This window comes from Pseudomonas sp. TAA207 (assembly GCF_001529285.1).
Classification (GTDB): domain Bacteria; phylum Pseudomonadota; class Gammaproteobacteria; order Pseudomonadales; family Pseudomonadaceae; genus Aquipseudomonas; species Aquipseudomonas weihenstephanensis.
This window is the reverse complement of sequence record NZ_LLWJ01000064.1, coordinates 1-16,507: the sequence shown is the minus strand read 5'-3', so window position 1 is coordinate 16,507 and position 16,507 is coordinate 1. Positions and strand designations below refer to the sequence as shown.

11 protein-coding genes are annotated in these 16,507 nt (G+C 57.5%); 8 read left to right on the top strand and 3 right to left on the bottom strand.

All coding sequences use genetic code 11. From position 1 onward, the window contains the following. Positions 1–67 precede the first annotated feature (67 nt). Genes AP059_RS10120 through AP059_RS10110 form a run of 3 tightly spaced genes read right to left on the bottom strand, consistent with a single transcriptional unit; the run spans position 68 to position 4,610 of the window. A complete protein-coding gene (locus AP059_RS10120) occupies positions 68–1,462 on the bottom strand; it encodes an efflux transporter outer membrane subunit (protein ID WP_059763079.1) in 1,395 nt (464 codons plus the stop codon). 7 nt (positions 1,463–1,469) lie between these two features. Continuing rightward, on the bottom strand, positions 1,470–3,437 hold the full coding sequence (locus AP059_RS10115) for a MacB family efflux pump subunit (protein WP_059763078.1): 1,968 nt from the start codon (positions 3,435–3,437) through the stop codon (positions 1,470–1,472). Then, a complete protein-coding gene (locus tag AP059_RS10110; protein WP_059763077.1) occupies positions 3,438–4,610 on the bottom strand; it encodes an efflux RND transporter periplasmic adaptor subunit in 1,173 nt (390 codons plus the stop codon). It lies immediately after the preceding gene. A 310-nt stretch (positions 4,611–4,920) separates the two neighbouring features. Between AP059_RS10110 and AP059_RS10105 the strand changes: the two genes are divergently transcribed. From AP059_RS10105 to AP059_RS10070, 8 genes are all read left to right on the top strand, one after another. Further along, positions 4,921–5,403 (top strand): sigma-70 family RNA polymerase sigma factor, encoded by a 483-nt coding sequence (locus AP059_RS10105; RefSeq protein ID WP_173426968.1) that lies wholly within the window; start codon positions 4,921–4,923, stop codon positions 5,401–5,403. A gap of 117 nt (positions 5,404–5,520) precedes the next feature. Then, positions 5,521–6,858 (top strand): lysine N(6)-hydroxylase/L-ornithine N(5)-oxygenase family protein, encoded by a 1,338-nt coding sequence (locus AP059_RS10100; RefSeq protein ID WP_059763076.1) that lies wholly within the window; start codon positions 5,521–5,523, stop codon positions 6,856–6,858. A 711-nt stretch (positions 6,859–7,569) separates the two neighbouring features. After that, entirely contained in the window at positions 7,570–10,332 is a 2,763-nt protein-coding gene (mgtA, locus tag AP059_RS10095) for a magnesium-translocating P-type ATPase (protein ID WP_059763075.1), read from the top strand. Between the two features lie 72 nt (positions 10,333–10,404). Then, complete coding sequence (locus tag AP059_RS10090; protein WP_048363655.1) at positions 10,405–11,121, top strand: MgtC/SapB family protein; 717 nt, start codon at positions 10,405–10,407, stop codon at positions 11,119–11,121. 288 nt (positions 11,122–11,409) lie between these two features. Next, a complete protein-coding gene (locus AP059_RS10085) occupies positions 11,410–12,036 on the top strand; it encodes a response regulator transcription factor (protein ID WP_059763074.1) in 627 nt (208 codons plus the stop codon). A gap of 27 nt (positions 12,037–12,063) precedes the next feature. Continuing rightward, positions 12,064–15,300 carry a transporter substrate-binding domain-containing protein gene (locus AP059_RS10080; RefSeq protein WP_441295893.1) on the top strand — a complete coding sequence of 1,079 codons (3,237 nt, stop codon included), beginning with the start codon at positions 12,064–12,066 and terminating at the stop codon, positions 15,298–15,300. 122 nt (positions 15,301–15,422) lie between these two features. Continuing rightward, positions 15,423–15,758: a hypothetical protein gene (locus AP059_RS10075; protein ID WP_059763072.1), complete on the top strand. Its 336-nt coding sequence runs from the start codon at positions 15,423–15,425 to the stop codon at positions 15,756–15,758. A 72-nt stretch (positions 15,759–15,830) separates the two neighbouring features. Continuing rightward, the gene (locus AP059_RS10070) at positions 15,831–16,316 is read left to right on the top strand and encodes a GNAT family N-acetyltransferase (RefSeq protein ID WP_059763071.1); all 486 of its coding nucleotides are present in this window, start codon (positions 15,831–15,833) and stop codon (positions 16,314–16,316) included. Positions 16,317–16,507: the final 191 nt, after the last annotated feature.

The window sequence follows — 16,507 nt, the reverse complement described above, 5'->3', positions numbered from 1 at the left end:
AACGCAGCAAGCACGCCGGGAGTGTTGGCGCTGGATTGGTATGCGCCAACGTGAACCGGGTGCTCAATCACATCGCTTGCCAACCGCCGCCTAGTGCCTTGTACAGTGCGATGCTGGCCTGCAACCGGGCCATGCGCAGTTGCACCTGTTGGTCCTGGGCCTGATACAGCGTGTTTTGTGTTTGCAGAACGGTCAGCAGCATTTCAGCCCCGGCCTTGTAGCGGTTTTCAGCAATGTCGAAGGCTTGCTGTGCCTGTTTGAGCTCTTCGTCTTGCCACTGACGCTGCTGGTCCAGACCGTTGGCGCTGTTGAGGGCTTTTTCAACGTCGGCGAAGGCGCTGATGATGCTTGCCCGGTAGGTTTGCAGCAGTTCCTGTTGGCGAGCACTGGCTTTGTCGCGTTCGGCACTCAGGCGCCCGTTGTTGAAGATCGGGGCGGTCAGCCCTGCCGTCAGGTTGTAAAACGGGCTGCGCAGCACATCGCTCAGACGGTCGGCCCCCGAGCCGAGGCTGGCCCCCAGTGTCAGGCCCGGCAACAGGGCGGCGCGGGCCACAATGACATCCGCGCGGGCGGCCGCCAGTTTGGCTTCGGCGCTGGCGATGTCGGGGCGCCGGGTTAGCAGTTCACTGGGTAACCCGCTGCCGATGCTCGGCCAGTGCAGTTGGGCGAACGCGGTGTCGCCGATAGTGAGTTGTTGCACAGGCTTACCCATTAGCACCGCGAGGGTGATGCGGGCCTCTTGCGCCTGTTGCTCAATGAGCGGCAGCTGACGTTGCTGACTGGCGACCAGGCTTTTTTGCTGGGCCAGCTCCAGTGCTGTCGCGGAGCCGGCGTCATAGCGCGTTTGCACCACGCCAAGCACACGTTGTGCATTGTTCAGGTTAAGTCGGGCAATGCGTGACTGCTCGTCGAGCGCCAGCGTTTGCACGTAACTGTTGGCAACGCCGCTGAGCAAGGTCAGCTCAACCGTGGCGCGATCAAATTCGGAGGCTTGGAGTGCCTGTAGCGCGCTGTCACGCGCTGCCGCTTTGCCTCCCCAAAAATCGACTTCATAGCTGGCAGTCAAGCGGGCGTCAAAGTAATCGACGGCCTTTTTGTTGTCTGTGGCGTCCAGTTGGCTGTAGCCCTTGCCGCGCAACAGCTTTTCGCGATTGCCGCTGCCGCCCAGTTTTATTTCGGGCAGCAAGGGGGCCCCGGCGATCACGGCGCTGGCTTGAGCTTGTCGTACCCGTGCGACGGCGCCCGCCAGGTCATAACTGCCCACCTGAGCCTGGGCAATCAGGCGGTCCAGTTCGGGGCTGCCAAATTGTTGCCACCATTGTTGCTGGGTCAGCGGGTTGGCGAGCGTGTGGGCTGACTGCCAGGTGGCGGGTGTCAGGACGTCGTGATCGTCGCGCGGGGTATTTTGGCTGCAGGCACCCAGCAACAGGCAGGCGGACAGCAGGCTCAAAGACGGCTTCATCAATCGTTTATTCACTGGTAAGGGCCGTGACCGGGTCGAGCCGGGCAGCTTTGCGGGCCGGCATAAAGCCGAAAATGACGCCAGTCACCAGTGCGCAACCGAAGGCGCCCAGGACGGCAACCAACGAAAACGCTACGGCAACGTCGCACAGGTAAAGTACGGCGCCCACGATGAATGCCAGGCCGATGCCCGCCGCGCCGCCCACCACCGACAGCATCAGGGCCTCAGTGAGGAATTGACGCAGAATGTCGCGCTGGCGCGCGCCGGTGGCCATGCGAATACCGATTTCACGGGTACGTTCGCGCACCGTCATGAGCATGATGTTCATCACCCCGATACCGCCCACCAACAATGAGATGGCGGCAATTGAGCCGAGCATCAGCGAGAGGGTGTTGCGGGTTTTGGCTTCGGCCTGGATCATCGCGGCGTTGTTGGTGATTTCGAAATCACGTTTGCCGTGGTGCAGTTTGAGCATCAGTTGCTCAATGGCTTTTTCGGTTTGATTGACCTTGCTGGCATCGGCTGCGGCAATCACCACGTATTCCGGGTTATGGGTGCCAAACAGGCGCACGCTCGCCGAGGAGTAGGGCACCACGATGCGCGTGTCACTGTCGGAGTCGCCGGAGCTGGCACCTTTCTCGGCCAGCACGCCGACTACGCGAAAGGGCACGTTCTCCAGCAGGATGTACTGGCCAATTGGGTTGGGTACGTTTTTGAGCACTTTCTCGCGGACTTTTTTACCGATCACCGCGACAGCGGCGGCGGCGTCTTCATCGGCCTGGGAGAAGAAACTGCCTTGCACCACGGGCCAGTTGAAGATCGCCGAAAAGTCGATGCCGTTACCGCCGGTGTACATGGTGTGATCTTCGTTGCCGAAGCGCACGCCGATCTCGGCGCCATTGATCGGCATGATCATTTTCACTTGCGGCAGGGTCGACAGCGCCGCCACGTCGCTGAGGGTGACAATGCCCAGCGGTGCTCTGGGACGGGGCGACATGCCGCTGAGGTAAATGATGTTGGAGCCAAAGGCGCCCATTTCGGCCATCACCTGGCGTTTGCTGCCTTCGCCCACGGCCAGCATCACCACCACCGAGGCCACGCCAATGACAATGCCGAGCAAGGTCAGGGCGGTGCGAAAGCGATTGATCCACATCACCCGCCAGGCCGCGTGCACGGCGTCTACCAGCTCGCCTTTCCAGGCGCCCCTGGCCTCGCTGCCTTCGTTCAGGCGTTGGCGCAAATCGATGGCCTGTAACGCTTTGGGGTTGTCGCTGGAAGCGGGTGCGCCGTTGGCAGTGTCACTGATGACCTCGCCGTCGCGCACTTCGATGATGCGCTTGGCCCGTGCCGCCACTTCGCGGTCGTGGGTAATCAGGATCACCACATGGCCCTGGCTGGCCAGTTCATCGAGCAGGGTCATGACTTCGGCGCCGCTGTGGCTGTCCAGGGCGCCGGTGGGTTCGTCGGCCAGGATGATGTGCCCGCCGTTCATCAAGGCGCGCGCAATGGACACGCGTTGTTGTTGGCCGCCAGACAGTTGGTGCGGGCGATTGGCCGTGCGCTCGGCCAGGCCCAGTCGGTCGAGCAGGGCAGCCGCGCGTGCGTGCCGCTCGGCAGCGGGCATACCGGCATAAATGGCCGGCATTTCGACGTTTTCCTGGGCTGAGGCCGACGGGATCAGGTGGTAGCCCTGAAACACAAAACCAAAGGCTTCGCGGCGCAGCCAGGCCAGTTCGTCGCAGTCCAGCCGGGCCACGTCTTCACCGGCAAACAGATAGCGTCCGGACGTGGGGCGGTCGAGGCAGCCGAGGATATTCATCAGCGTCGATTTGCCCGAGCCCGAGGCGCCGACAATGGCCACGAACTCGCCCGCGTGAATCGACAGGCTGACACCTTTGAGTACGTGGACTTCGGGGGTGTCGATGCCGCCATAGACCTTGCGGATGTCGTGCAGGTCAATCAGGGGAGTGGCCATTTAGCCTCCGTTGCCGGTGGCTGGGCCGATCAGCAGGTGATCACCTTCGCTCAGCCCTTCGAGGATTTGCACGCGCAGGCGATCACTGATGCCGGTGCGAATGTCGCGGGCTTCGACTTTGCCGTTTTTGGCGACGATGTGCGCCGTCTGGCGATCGCTGTCGGTACTGCCTTGCAGGGCCACAATAGGTGCAAGCAGCACGTCTTTGGCCTGATCGGCAACGAAGAAAACCTGGGTGGTCATTTCGGGCATCAGCGCCTGATCGGTGTTGTCGACGTCCAGCAATACGGTGTACAGCACCACCCGCGCGCTACCGCTTTTGCCTGAGCTGGCGGGGCTGCCGCCGCCCTGGCTGGCCTCGTTCAGGGGCTTGGGGGGCACCGGCAGAATTTGCCGCACGGTGCTGTTCCAGCGCCGGTTGCCACCACTCAAGGTGGTGAAGTAAGCCTGCATGCCGGGTTTGACGTGGCCGATGTCGGCTTCCGAGACCTCGGCCCAGACTGTCATTGGAGACAGTTTGGCAATGCGCAAAATCAACGGTGTTTGTTGTTGCGCGTTGAGGGTTTGGCCTTCGCGAGCGTCAATCGCCACCACGGTGCCGGCCATCGGCGCAAAAATGCGCGTGTAACCCAGCTCCGCTTCATCGCTGCGCAAGCTGGCCTGTGCCTGGCGAATCTGGGCCTGGAACATCTGGGTGCGGGCCTGGGTGGTGCGGACCTCGGCCTGTGCGCTTTGCACGTCTTCCTCGCGGGTGGCGCCGCCTTGTGCCAGGTGTTGCTGGCGGCGGTATTTCTGTTTGGCCAGGTCGTGCAGGGCGCGCTGTTCTTGCAGTTGGGCCTTGAGGTTTTCAATGGCAAACCGGCTGGCGTCGAGCTTGGCCGTTTGCGTGGAGGGGTCTATCTCGACCAGCAATTGGCCTTCTTTGACCTCGTTACCGACCTCGACATGGATCTTGTGAATTTGCCCCGAAGCCTGTGCACCCACATCGACATATTGGCGCGGTTGTAATGTGCCGAGGGCCGTGACGCTGTTTTCGATGTCGCCACGGGTGACGGGGACGGTGTCATACGCGTCCCGACCGGGCGTGAGAAAAGGCCACGCAACGAGGGCGGCAATCAGCAGTAAAGAGAGAGTAATCAGCAGTGCGCGGCGGGTCTGTCGGGGGCGTTTCATGCAGGGTTCCGGCCAATGAGATTCGGCCCGTCGTCATGTCATTGAGCCGAAATGCCCAACAGCTAACGCTGTCGGCGAGGCGACAGACACGGGGAGCTGTTGAGTAAACGAACGCTCAGGCGCGCAATTTAAGGCTGTGCAGGGCGGGCTGTTACTGAATATTTCCTGTGAGTTTGAACGGTCGGGCTTTAAATCTATATGAGAATTACTATAAATTACGTCTGCAAAAGTGCCATCATCATGCCGCTATGTCATACGGCCATGTTTCTGCGCTCATGGAAAGTTACCGCGCCCGCTGCGGTCAGGAGTCATGTTGGAAAACTACTATCGTGAATTGGTGAGCTTTTTGAGTGCCCGCATGGGCAATGCTCAGGCCGCTGAAGATGTGGTGCATGACGCGTATGTGCGGGTGCTGGAACGTTCCAGTGATGAGCCGATTGAGCAGCCACGGGCGTTCTTGTACCGCACGGCGCTCAATCTGGTGATCGACGGTCATCGGCGCAATACCTTGCGTCAGGTCGAACCGTTGGAGGTGCTGGACACCGATGAGCGGTTTTTCTGCCCCTCTCCCCAAGCCACCATGGACCACGGTCAACGCCTGGAGATGGTGCAGCGTGCGTTGAGCGAGCTACCTGAAGCCTGCCGTGACAGTTTTTTGTTGCGCAAGCTTGAGGGCCTGTCCCACCCCGAGATTGCCGAACGCCTCGGTGTGTCACGCAGTGTGGTGGAGAAGCACATAGTGAATGCCATGAAGCATTGCCGGTTTCGTATTCGGCAGTGGGATAACGCCTAAATTTTATTTCTGTAGCCTCGTTCCTACTCAACAGACGACCTGCTGTTCTGCCACAGAGCAATCAGGTCATGGGCTTTTTCTTCCCTCTGTTGAGGGGTAATCCAGAGGACACTGGAAATGACACAGGCAATCGCTTCGGCCGTCGTTCATGATCTGATCGGCATCGGTTTCGGGCCTTCCAATCTGGCCTTGGCCATCGCCCTGGAAGAACGCGGGCAGGTGCAAGGTCCGCTGGACGTGCTGTTTCTGGACAAACAGGCCGACTACCGTTGGCACGGCAACACGCTGGTGACCCAGAGCGAACTGCAAATCTCGTTCCTCAAAGACCTGGTGACGTTGCGCAATCCGACCAGCCCGTATTCTTTCGTCAATTACCTCAAGGCGCACGGGCGTCTGGTGGACTTCATCAACCTGGGCACTTTTTACCCGTGCCGCATGGAGTTCAACGATTACCTGCGCTGGGTGGCGTCGCACTTCGAAGCGCAAAGCCGTTACGGCGAAGAAGTGCTGGCCATCGAGCCGGTGCTGCATCAGCAGCAAGTTGAAGCGCTGCGCGTGATCTCGCGAGATGCTCTGGGCCAACAACACGTGCGCACGACACGCTCGGTGGTGGTGAGTGCAGGTGGCACACCGCGAATTCCAGAGGCCTTCAAAGCGCTCAAAGATGACAGCCGGGTATTCCACCACTCGCAGTACCTGGAACGTATGGCCAAACAGCCGTGTGTGAACGGTAAGCCAATGCGCATCGCGATCATTGGCGGCGGTCAGAGTGCCGCCGAAGCCTTCATTGACTTGAATGACAGCTTTCCGTCGGCGCAAGTGGACTTGATCCTGCGCGGCTCGGCGCTTAAACCGGCCGATGACAGCCCCTTCGTTAACGAAGTGTTTTCGCCGGAGTTCACCGACCTGGTGTACCAGCAAAATACCGCCGAGCGCGAACGGCTGATCAATGAGTACCAGAGCACCAACTATTCAGTGGTCGACATTGACCTGATCGAACGTATTTACGGGATTTTCTATCGTCAGAAAGTCTCGGGCATTGCCCGTCACGCGTTCCGCAGCCTGACCAGCATTGAAAACGCGGTGGCTGACGCGCAGGGCATCAAGCTGGCGCTGCGCAACACCGCCAGCGGTGAGCTTAACGAGCAGCATTACGATGCGGTGATTCTGGCCACGGGCTACGAGCGCCAGATGCATCGTCATTTGCTGGCACCTTTGGCCGAGTACCTGGGCGACTTTGAAGTGGGCCGCGATTACCGCATCACCACCGACGCGCGCTGCAAGGCGGGCATCTATATGCAGGGCTTTTGCCAGGCCAGCCACGGCCTGAGCGACACGTTGCTGTCGGTGCTGCCGATCCGTGCCGAGGAAATTTGCGCGTCGCTGTACACCCACGATAAAAACCGCACCAAGGGCCACATCAACGCGGAGCAATTGCTGGCCACCGCCGTCTAAGACGGAGCCTGTCGCGCACCCACAATGGCCACGTGTTGGCCTGCGACTCACGGCATCCCCAAAGCGCTTGCTTGATATTCAGGTAAGCGCTTTTTGGTTTCTGAACCCTGCCTGAAGAACCTTCTGATTCATCAAGTACAAGCCTTTCTACGGTTTACTCTCTAAAACGTCGGGCGTAAGCTGCCGGCGTTTTCATCAATAGCGGAGTCCCTCAGTGGGTACCAGTTCGAGTGACAGTAGTCGGCCGGTGTTAAAGACCGGTATCACCTCGGCAAGCTAACGCGCAGATTCCCCTGCCGTTTCTTGCTGATCAGCGAGAAACGGTGTCTTGATCGGGTCAGTGGTGACCTGAACCTCGAAACCTTCTCTTCGACACTGAAACCTGTGTGAACACAGCCTCTACGGCTGCGGATCGCATCAGGGCGCAGGTTCATGCCCCGCCTTTATGGCGCACGGCTTGCGCTCGTCTGTACCTGCTGCGCAACACCGCTGACACCACGTGTTAGGGGAATCACCATGGGCAACATTTTCAGACGCATCCACCGTCGTCGTCATCGGCCTGCCTTGCCGGGCTGCGTACGACTGCCCCACTAAAAAGCACAGGCATTTGGCCTGTATCCGGGTTGTAACACCATGAATGACGGTTCGAGATTAAGGCCGTCTGGGTAAGCCCCCGCTGGGGGTGAGCGCAGGCGGCGCAGGAGTAGCACCATGAAACTCACCCTGAAAGAATTCTTCGCAGGTTTTCTGCGCACGCGTCACATCGGGCGGCACTTTCGTCGTCTGGCCGTTCTGGATGGCCTGAGCCATACCACGGTCAGCCGCGAAGTTCCCGCGACATTGGCGCAAACCCTGGTCGCTGCGGCCAACAGTGACAGCGCGGTACTGATCGACACGCTGGGCACCCACACCGATGGCCTGAGTGAAGTTGAAGCGCAAGCGCTGCGTCAGCAGCATGGGCTTAACGAGGTCGAGCACGAACAGCCTCTGAGCCGCTGGGTGCACCTGTGGCACTGCTACAAAAACCCCTTCAACTTGCTGTTGACCTTGCTGGCGGCCGTGTCGTTGGCCACCGATGACATTCAGGCCGCGGTAGTGATTGGCACCATGGTGGTGTTGTCCACCGTGCTGCGTTTTTGGCAGGAAGCCAAGTCGAATAAAGCAGCAGATGCCCTTAAGGCGATGGTCAGCAACACGGCCACGGTGATGCGTCGCGATTTCAGTGCCGATGCCGCGCCAATGTTTGGCAAGTTCTACGGCGCGTCGCTGAACATCAAAGGCGCGCAGCGCATCGAGCTGGCGATCAAGCAATTGGTGCCGGGTGATCTGATTGTGCTGTCTGCCGGTGACATGATTCCTGCCGATTGCCGGGTACTCAGCGCCAAGGACCTGTTCGTCAGCCAGGCAGCGATGACGGGCGAATCGATGCCCGTGGAAAAATTTGCGCACCAGACTGACCGCGATACCAGCAACCCGCTGGAGCTGGACAATATTGTGTTCATGGGCACCAACGTGGTGTCCGGGGCAGCCACGGCAGTGGTTCTCACCACGGGTAACAACACCTACTTCGGGGCATTGGCGCAACGAGTCGGGGCGACCGACCGCGGGCCGACTTCGTTCCAGACCGGGGTTAACAAAGTCAGCTGGTTGTTGATCCGTTTTATGTTTGTAATGGCGCCGCTGGTGCTGTTCATCAACGGCTTTACCAAGGGCGACTGGACAGAAGCACTGCTGTTCGCGCTGTCGGTGGCGGTGGGCCTGACCCCCGAAATGCTGCCTATGATCGTGACCTCGACCCTGGCCAAAGGCGCCGTATTTCTGTCGCGTAAAAAAGTCATCGTCAAACGGCTGGACGCGATCCAGAACTTTGGCGCGATGGATGTGCTGTGCACCGATAAAACCGGCACGCTGACCCAGGATAAAATCTTTCTCGCCCGGCACGTGGACGTATGGGGGCAAGAGTCTGACGACGTGCTGGAAATGGCTTATCTCAATAGCTACTACCAGACCGGTTTGAAAAACCTGCTGGACGTGGCCGTGCTGGAGCACGTTGAGGTTCACCGTGAATTGAACGTGGGCACCGCGTTCAACAAGGTTGACGAAATTCCTTTCGACTTCACCCGTCGCCGGATGTCAGTGGTGGTGGCCGAGCAGGACCAGCCTCACGTATTGATATGCAAAGGCGCTGTCGAAGAGGTGTTGTCGGTGTGCAACAGCGTGCGTCATGGCGAGTCTGAAGAAGCGCTGACGGATGAGCTGTTGGCGCGGATTCGTAGCGTTACCGCAGCGTTCAACGAAGAAGGCTTGCGCGTTGTGGGTGTCGCGGCGCGTTCCATGGCGCCAGGGCGTGACACTTACAGCCTGGCGGATGAACAGCAACTGACGCTGATCGGTTACGTGGCGTTTCTTGATCCGCCCAAAGAAAGCACGGCGCCCGCACTCAAGGCGTTGGCTGAGCACGGGATCGCGGTCAAAGTGCTGACGGGTGATAACGAGTTGGTAACGGCGAAAATTTGCCGCGAAGTGGGCCTGGATCAGCAGGGGCTGCTGATGGGCAATGACATTGAACGCATGAGCGATGCTGAGCTGGCGGTGGCAGTGGAAACCACCAATGTGTTCGCCAAGCTCACACCCTCGCACAAAGAACGCATCGTGCGCTTGCTCAAAGCCAATGGCCATGTGGTTGGCTTCATGGGCGACGGGATCAACGATGCGCCCGCCCTGCGCACCGCAGACATTGGTATTTCGGTGGACAGTGCAGTGGACATCGCCAAGGAAGCGGCGGACATCATCTTGCTGGAAAAAAGCCTGATGGTGCTGGAGGAGGGCGTGCTTGAAGGGCGTCGCACCTTCGCCAACATGCTCAAGTACATCAAAATGACCGCCAGTTCGAACTTCGGCAACGTGTTCTCGGTATTGGTGGCCAGTGCGTTCATTCCGTTTTTGCCAATGCTGCCGATGCACCTGCTGGTGCAAAACCTGCTCTACGATGTGTCGCAGATCGCCATCCCGTTCGATAACGTCGATGAAGACATGCTGAAAAAACCACAGCGCTGGCAGCCTGCTGAAGTGGGGCGCTTCATGTTGTTCTTTGGCCCGATCAGCTCGATTTTCGATATTTTGACGTTTGGCCTGATGTGGTACGTGTTCCAGGCCAATACGCCTGAGCATCAAACCCTGTTCCAGTCAGGCTGGTTCGTGGTCGGCCTGCTGACGCAAACCCTGATTGTGCACATGATCCGTACGCCTAAAATTCCCTTCCTGCAAAGCCGCGCGGCGATGCCATTGATGGTGATGACGGGCGTGATTATGGCAGTAGGTATTTTTCTGCCGATGGGACCATTGGCCAGCTACTTTAAACTGGAGGCGTTGCCACCGCTGTACTTCGTGTTTTTGCCGATGATCTTGCTGGCGTACATGGCCCTGACCCAAGCGGTCAAAGGCTTCTACATTCGTAAGTTTGGCTGGCAGTAAAGCAGGCGTCTGGTGTCGCTGGCGCCAAGGGCGTCAGCGACTGCGCATAGTGATCGAGTCAGGGATGAAATCATGCAAGCACTCAACAATATCAACCTTACCTCGCTGGTCGACACACTGGTCAGCCTCAGTGCGGCCTTTATCCTTGGCGGCTTGATCGGTTTCGAGCGCCAGTATCGCCAACGTACCGCCGGGTTACGCACCAATGTGCTGGTGGCGGTGGGCGCGGCGATTTTTGTCGACATGGCCAACCGCCTGGGCGGCGCTGAAGGTGCGGTGCGAGTGGTGGCGTATGTGGTCTCAGGTATAGGTTTTTTGGGGGCCGGGGTGATCATGCGCGAAGAAGGCAATGTGCGCGGTCTCAACACGGCAGCCACGTTATGGGCCTCAGCGGCTGTTGGCGCCTGTGCCGGTGCAGACCTGATTCTGGAGGCGTTGCTGGGTACGTTATTCGTTTTGGCAGCCAACACTTTGCTGCGTCCGATCGTCAACAATATTAACCGTCAGCCACTGGACGTGATTTCGTCCGAAGTGACCTACATGGTGTACGTGATTGCGCGACGTCATCAGCAAAAGGCCGTGCTTGCCTTGCTCGAAGCAGAGTTGGAACGCAGCAATTACCCGGCTCGGGATTTGGATGTGCATGCCTTTGGCCAGGATGAAGTCGAAATTGAAGGCACGCTGGTTGCAACCTCTGTTGACGGGGATGAGCTGGATGCGTTGATTGCCCGTATCTCGACCTCAACGTTGGTGGTTCAAGCCTTTTGGAGCCCGAGCACCACGGAATAATGCCGGTGTCGGCGTGGCTAGCTTGAGAAATACCCTACACGCGTAGTCGCAATTACCCTTCATGCTGCTAGTGCTTAATTGGCGATTATCCCCGGCTGAGTTTCACGTGGTCTTCAGAGGAGAGCTTTATTTGTTTCGGATATTTGAAAGAAATTCGTGGGAATTTTCCTATACTTCATTCATGTCTCAATAAATCTGTCTTTTTGGATTGCTGAAAAAACGCATCTATTCAAAACGGTGTTTAGCACGAAGTGTGCACCGGCGTTGATGCAATGGACTGAGGTGCCTATGTATAAAGTTTTGATTGTCGATGATCATCCTTTGATCCGCTCTGTGATGAAGCTAGAACTGACGGCACAAAACTATGAGGTGGTAGGAGACGTCAGCACGGGTAGCGAAGCCATTCAATTTATTCGCGATCACCCGGTAGACCTCGTGATTCTGGACATTGGTCTGCCGGGTGTCGGCGGACTGGATGTTCTTAACCGAATAAAACCCTCCTACCCCAAAGTTCGGGTTTTGGTGCTGACTTCTTATCAGGATTCGCATTTCTCGCAGCAATGCATGCGTGCCGGTGCCAATGGTTTTATTACCAAGACCAAGGGCATGGAAGACGTTTTGCGTGGTGTCAAACTCGTGATGGATGGTTATAGCTTCTTTCCGAGTGTGGGTAGCAGTTCTGTTCGCAACAGTGATGGGAGCTTGAGTGAGCAGGCGTTGATTGAAGGTTTGTCCGGGCGTGAGCTCACTATTTTGCTGCACCTGGCGCGGGGCTTAAGTAATAAACAAATTGCCCAAGACATGATTTTGAGCAGTAAAACCATCAGTACGTATAAGACCCGTTTGAAGGAAAAGTTGAAAATTGACTCTGTGGTGTTCTTGGCCGAGTTTGCCAAGCGTAATGGCCTGCTCTAAATGAACGTGTTTGTACGCCAGTGTGTGATGGGGCTGTGCTTGATGAGCGTGTGCTGGTCAAGCGTCGCGGCGCAGGCATCGGTTCAGACCCTGCAATTGCTAGGCCGCTCCAACGTTGAAGAGTACAGCGTGGTGCTTGAACCCGCGGACAAACAATGGCTGAGCAAAAAAGGTACGTTGCGCTTAGGCGTCTCTGCGCCGGATTACGCCCCCTTCGATGTGACGGCGGACGGGCAGTATTTTGAAGGTTTGACGGCGGACTATGCCGAGCTTGTTTCGGAGTTACTGAACGTTACCGTCGAGGTCAAACGCTACCCTTCAAGACCCGCGGCCATGGCGGCGCTCAAACAGGGCGAGGTGGATTTACTGGGCAGCGCCAACGACTTTGAAACGCAGGACCCAGAGCTGAAGTTAACCCGGGCTTACGCCGAAGACTCCCCGACGCTGGTTACCCGCACCAGTAACCGCAACAACTTGCCGTTTGATCTGGCGGGCAAGCGTGTGGCGTTACTGGATCACTATTTGCCGCCAGACAAAGTCAGGGCGTTTTACCCCCAGGCCACATTGCAACTGTATCCCTCCACCCTGACGGCGATCGGTGCCGTGGCGTTTGGTCAGGCCGATGTGTATTTGGGTGATTTCATCAGCGCCAATTACCTGATCAACAAAAACTATTTGAACAATGTGCAGGTGGCGGATTTTTCACGCCTGGAGGTGACGCCCTTTTCCTTTGCTTTACGGCGCACCGACACCCGGTTACTGCGCGTGGTGAATGCGGCGATGGCGGTGATTCCTGCCAGTGAACGCATGACCATCCTGCGCCGCTGGAGCTCGGAAGGGCCCCAAATAACCAGCCATTGGCGGCTCAACCTCAGCGACAGTGAGCAGCAATGGCTCAACCAACATCCGCGCATTAAAGTGGCGATCAACGATCAATACCTGCCGCTGTCGTTCATCGACGAGCAAGGCGAATTCAAAGGCATCAGTGCCGATGTGCTGGCCCATATCAGCGCCCGAACCGGACTTGTATTCGAGGCGGTCAAAGCCCAGTCAGTCGAGGATCTGGCAGCGCTGGTCACGAGTGGCAAAGCCGACATGATGGGGGCCTTCACCCCCAGCGCCTCGCGTGAACACCAATTGCGTTTCACTCGACCCTATCTCACCACGCCCTTTGTGCTGGTAACGCCATTGAACACCGACAGCCCTGTCACGCTGGACCACATGGCGGGTCAGCGGGTGGTGTTGGTGCGCGGCAATGTGCTGCGTGACTACGTGGAGCAACATTACCCGCAGGTTCAACTGCTGGAGGCCGAAAACGCATGGGATGCCATGAGTTGGGTGGCCCAGGGCAAGGCGGATGCAGCGATCAATGCGTTGGTGAGTGCCCGCTACATGATCTCGCTCCATTTCAGTGAGCAATTGCATATCACCAGCACCGTGGGGTCACATCCCGCACAGATTGGTTTTGCCACGTCGCATAACGCCCCTCAATTAAGCGCCATTCTGGATAAAGCTCTGCTCAGCATCACCCCTGAGGAAATGGGCACTTTGACCAATCGCTGGCGCACCGCCACGCAAGCCGGTGAAAGTTACTGGTTGCGTAACCGTGCCGCGATTGTGCAAGGCTTTGCGATTGCAGCGGCTTTGCTGTTGGTCGCGCTGGTCTGGATTGCTTACTTGCGCCGTGCGATCCGTAAACGCCAGCAGCTGTTAGAGCAACTGCAAGTGGCCAAGCTGGGTGCAGACGAAGCCAACCGGGCTAAAACCACGTTTCTGGCCACGATGAGTCATGAGATTCGGACACCCATGAATGCCGTGATCGGCATGCTTGAGCTGGCGATGAAAAAAGCCGACCAAGGGATACTGGACCGTTTCGCTATTGAGGTGGCCTCAGGTTCGGCCCGAGAGCTGCTGGAGTTGATCGGCGATATTCTGGACATCGCACGCATCGAGTCCGGGCATCTTTCATTAAGCCCTGAACGCGCCAACTTGAAGGCACTGGTCGAATCGGTAGTGCGTATGTTTGATGGGCTGGCGCGGCAAAAACACCTGAGTTTGGTGAGTACATTGACCTTTGAGGAGCCTGACTCAGATGTGCTGATTGATCCTTTGCGCTTTAAACAGATTATTTCCAATTTAGTGGGCAATGCGATCAAGTTTACTGATCGGGGTGAAGTACGCATTGAGTTGCACGTGGGTGCAGGTCGCGCGCCGACTCAGCTTTCGGTACGCGTGCGGGTGCAGGACACCGGCATGGGTATTTCACAGCAGGATCAGGCACGTTTGTTCAGCCCCTTCATCCAGGCCAGCAATAACACCCAATCGGCACGCAGTGGCTCTGGTCTGGGGTTGGTCATTTGTCGAACGCTCTGCGAGATGATGGGAGGCACCTTGCGGCTGGAGAGCGTGGAGGGTGTCGGTACACAGGTCGAGATGGCAGTGCAGGTGCCTGTTCTTGAGCCTGAGACCATCAACGTGGCGCTAGAACCTGAGGCTGAACAACAACCCGGCGCGCTAACCGTACTGGTGGTGGACGACTACCCGGCGAATCGCATGCTGCTGGTACAGCAAATGAGCTATCTGGGGCACAGCGTGGTGGATGTTGAAAATGGTGCGCTTGGGCTTCAAGCCTGGCACGCCAGGTCTTTTGATGTGGTGATCACCGATTGCAATATGCCGGTGATGAATGGCTACGAATTAACGCGCTCGATACGCGAGCAAGAGCGCTTACTCGGCTCGCAACCTTGCCTGATTCTTGGCTTTACGGCTAACGCTCAACCCGAAGAAGTTGATCGCTGCCTGGCTGCCGGGATGGACAGCTGCCTGTTTAAACCCCTCAGTCTCAAGGATTTGGATGATTGCCTGGCTGGAGTAGTACCTGCCAGGCCGATCTATGAGCCTGCACAGGGGGCTAAAGAGCTGGATCTGAGTTATCTCAAGCAGATGAGCCAAGGTGATGAAAGGCTGGTTAAAAAAATGCTGGACGAGCTGGCCAGTAGTAATCGCAAGGATATTGGGCGTCTGCTGGCTTTTTTTGTCAGCGATGATCGTCAAGGCCTCATGGAACTGGCCCATGGGATCAAAGGTGGCGCCATGCTCATTGATGCCCAGGTGTTGGTTGAATCTTGTGAACAATTGGAAGTTGCGTGTGCATCTACCCCGGCGTTAGCGCTGACTGACTATGTCCATAAACTCCACCAGAGCATGGAGCGCCTTGAGGCGTTGCTTGAGGCCTACGCCGACAGCGATGAATTGCGGGCCTGAGGCGGTGAGCGGCCTCTTGAAATCCACACGTTTGTACTTATCTAGCGATGGCGTGTGGCTGTCCACAGATGTGGATTGTTTGAATTTTCGATGAAACATAATTTGAAGACGGTTCAACTCAAATGCCTACTAAATCATTACGAATCTTGATCGCCGATGCCGAGCGAACAGAGGCTTTAAAGATAGAGAAGGCGCTTAACGGCTTGGGCTATTACCGCATTGCACCCTTGGAGCGTGTTGAAGAGTTATCCGGGCTGTGCGATGCAGAGGTGGATGCTTTTGACGTATTGCTCATCAGTCAAGACTTGGCAGGTGCAGCGGGGTTGGATCAGGAGCAATTGCGCACAGATCACTCACAGTTCAGGCATGTGTACATCTACACCCCTACGGCCCTGCTGGCAGATGAGATCGAGACGCTGATGAAGTCCGTCGATGTATCTGCTCAGGCACCTGATTGAGACTTGAATGCGCGCCCTGGGCCACGTTAATGTCCGGGGCTGTCATCAGCAGTCTCAATGAGGAGAAGTGGTATGTCGGACATCGTTGTGGTGCAAGCAGACTATTCAAACCCCGTTCATGCACAGGCCGTCAGGGATGTGCTGAATCATTACGCCAAGGATCCTATGGGGGGCGGTGAAGCCCTCTCGGCGCAGGTGCTGGAAGCTTTGCCGGCTGAACTGGCCAAGCGTGCGCATGCATTTAGCGTGCTCGCGTTTGTCGATGATGTGGCGGCAGGGTTGGTCAACTGTTTTGAAGGGTTTTCTACGTTTGCTGGCAAGCCATTGGTTAACGTTCACGACGTGTCGGTGGTGGATACGTTTCGGGGTTTGGGCTTGAGCCACAAAATGTTGGAGAAGGTTGAAGACATCGCCCGTGAGCGCGGTTGCTGCAAAATCACCCTTGAAGTGCTAGAAGGCAACCCGGTGGCGCAGGGTGCCTATCGCAAGTTTGGTTTCAGCGATGGCCAGCTGGACCCGGCCTACGGGCACATGCTGTTCTGGAATAAATACCTGTAAGGCACGTCGTGGTGGCAGCGACTACAGGTGATAAACGCAGGGCCTGTAGGCGTTGACGAGTAACGCGAGGCTACGCGCGGCGACAGAGTCGTCGTGAAGCATTCAATCTAGGTGTGTCAGACACTGCGCGGGGATTGGTTTTACGACCGCTTCGCGGCCGATCGCAGCCTCGTGCCTCGGCAGCGACTACA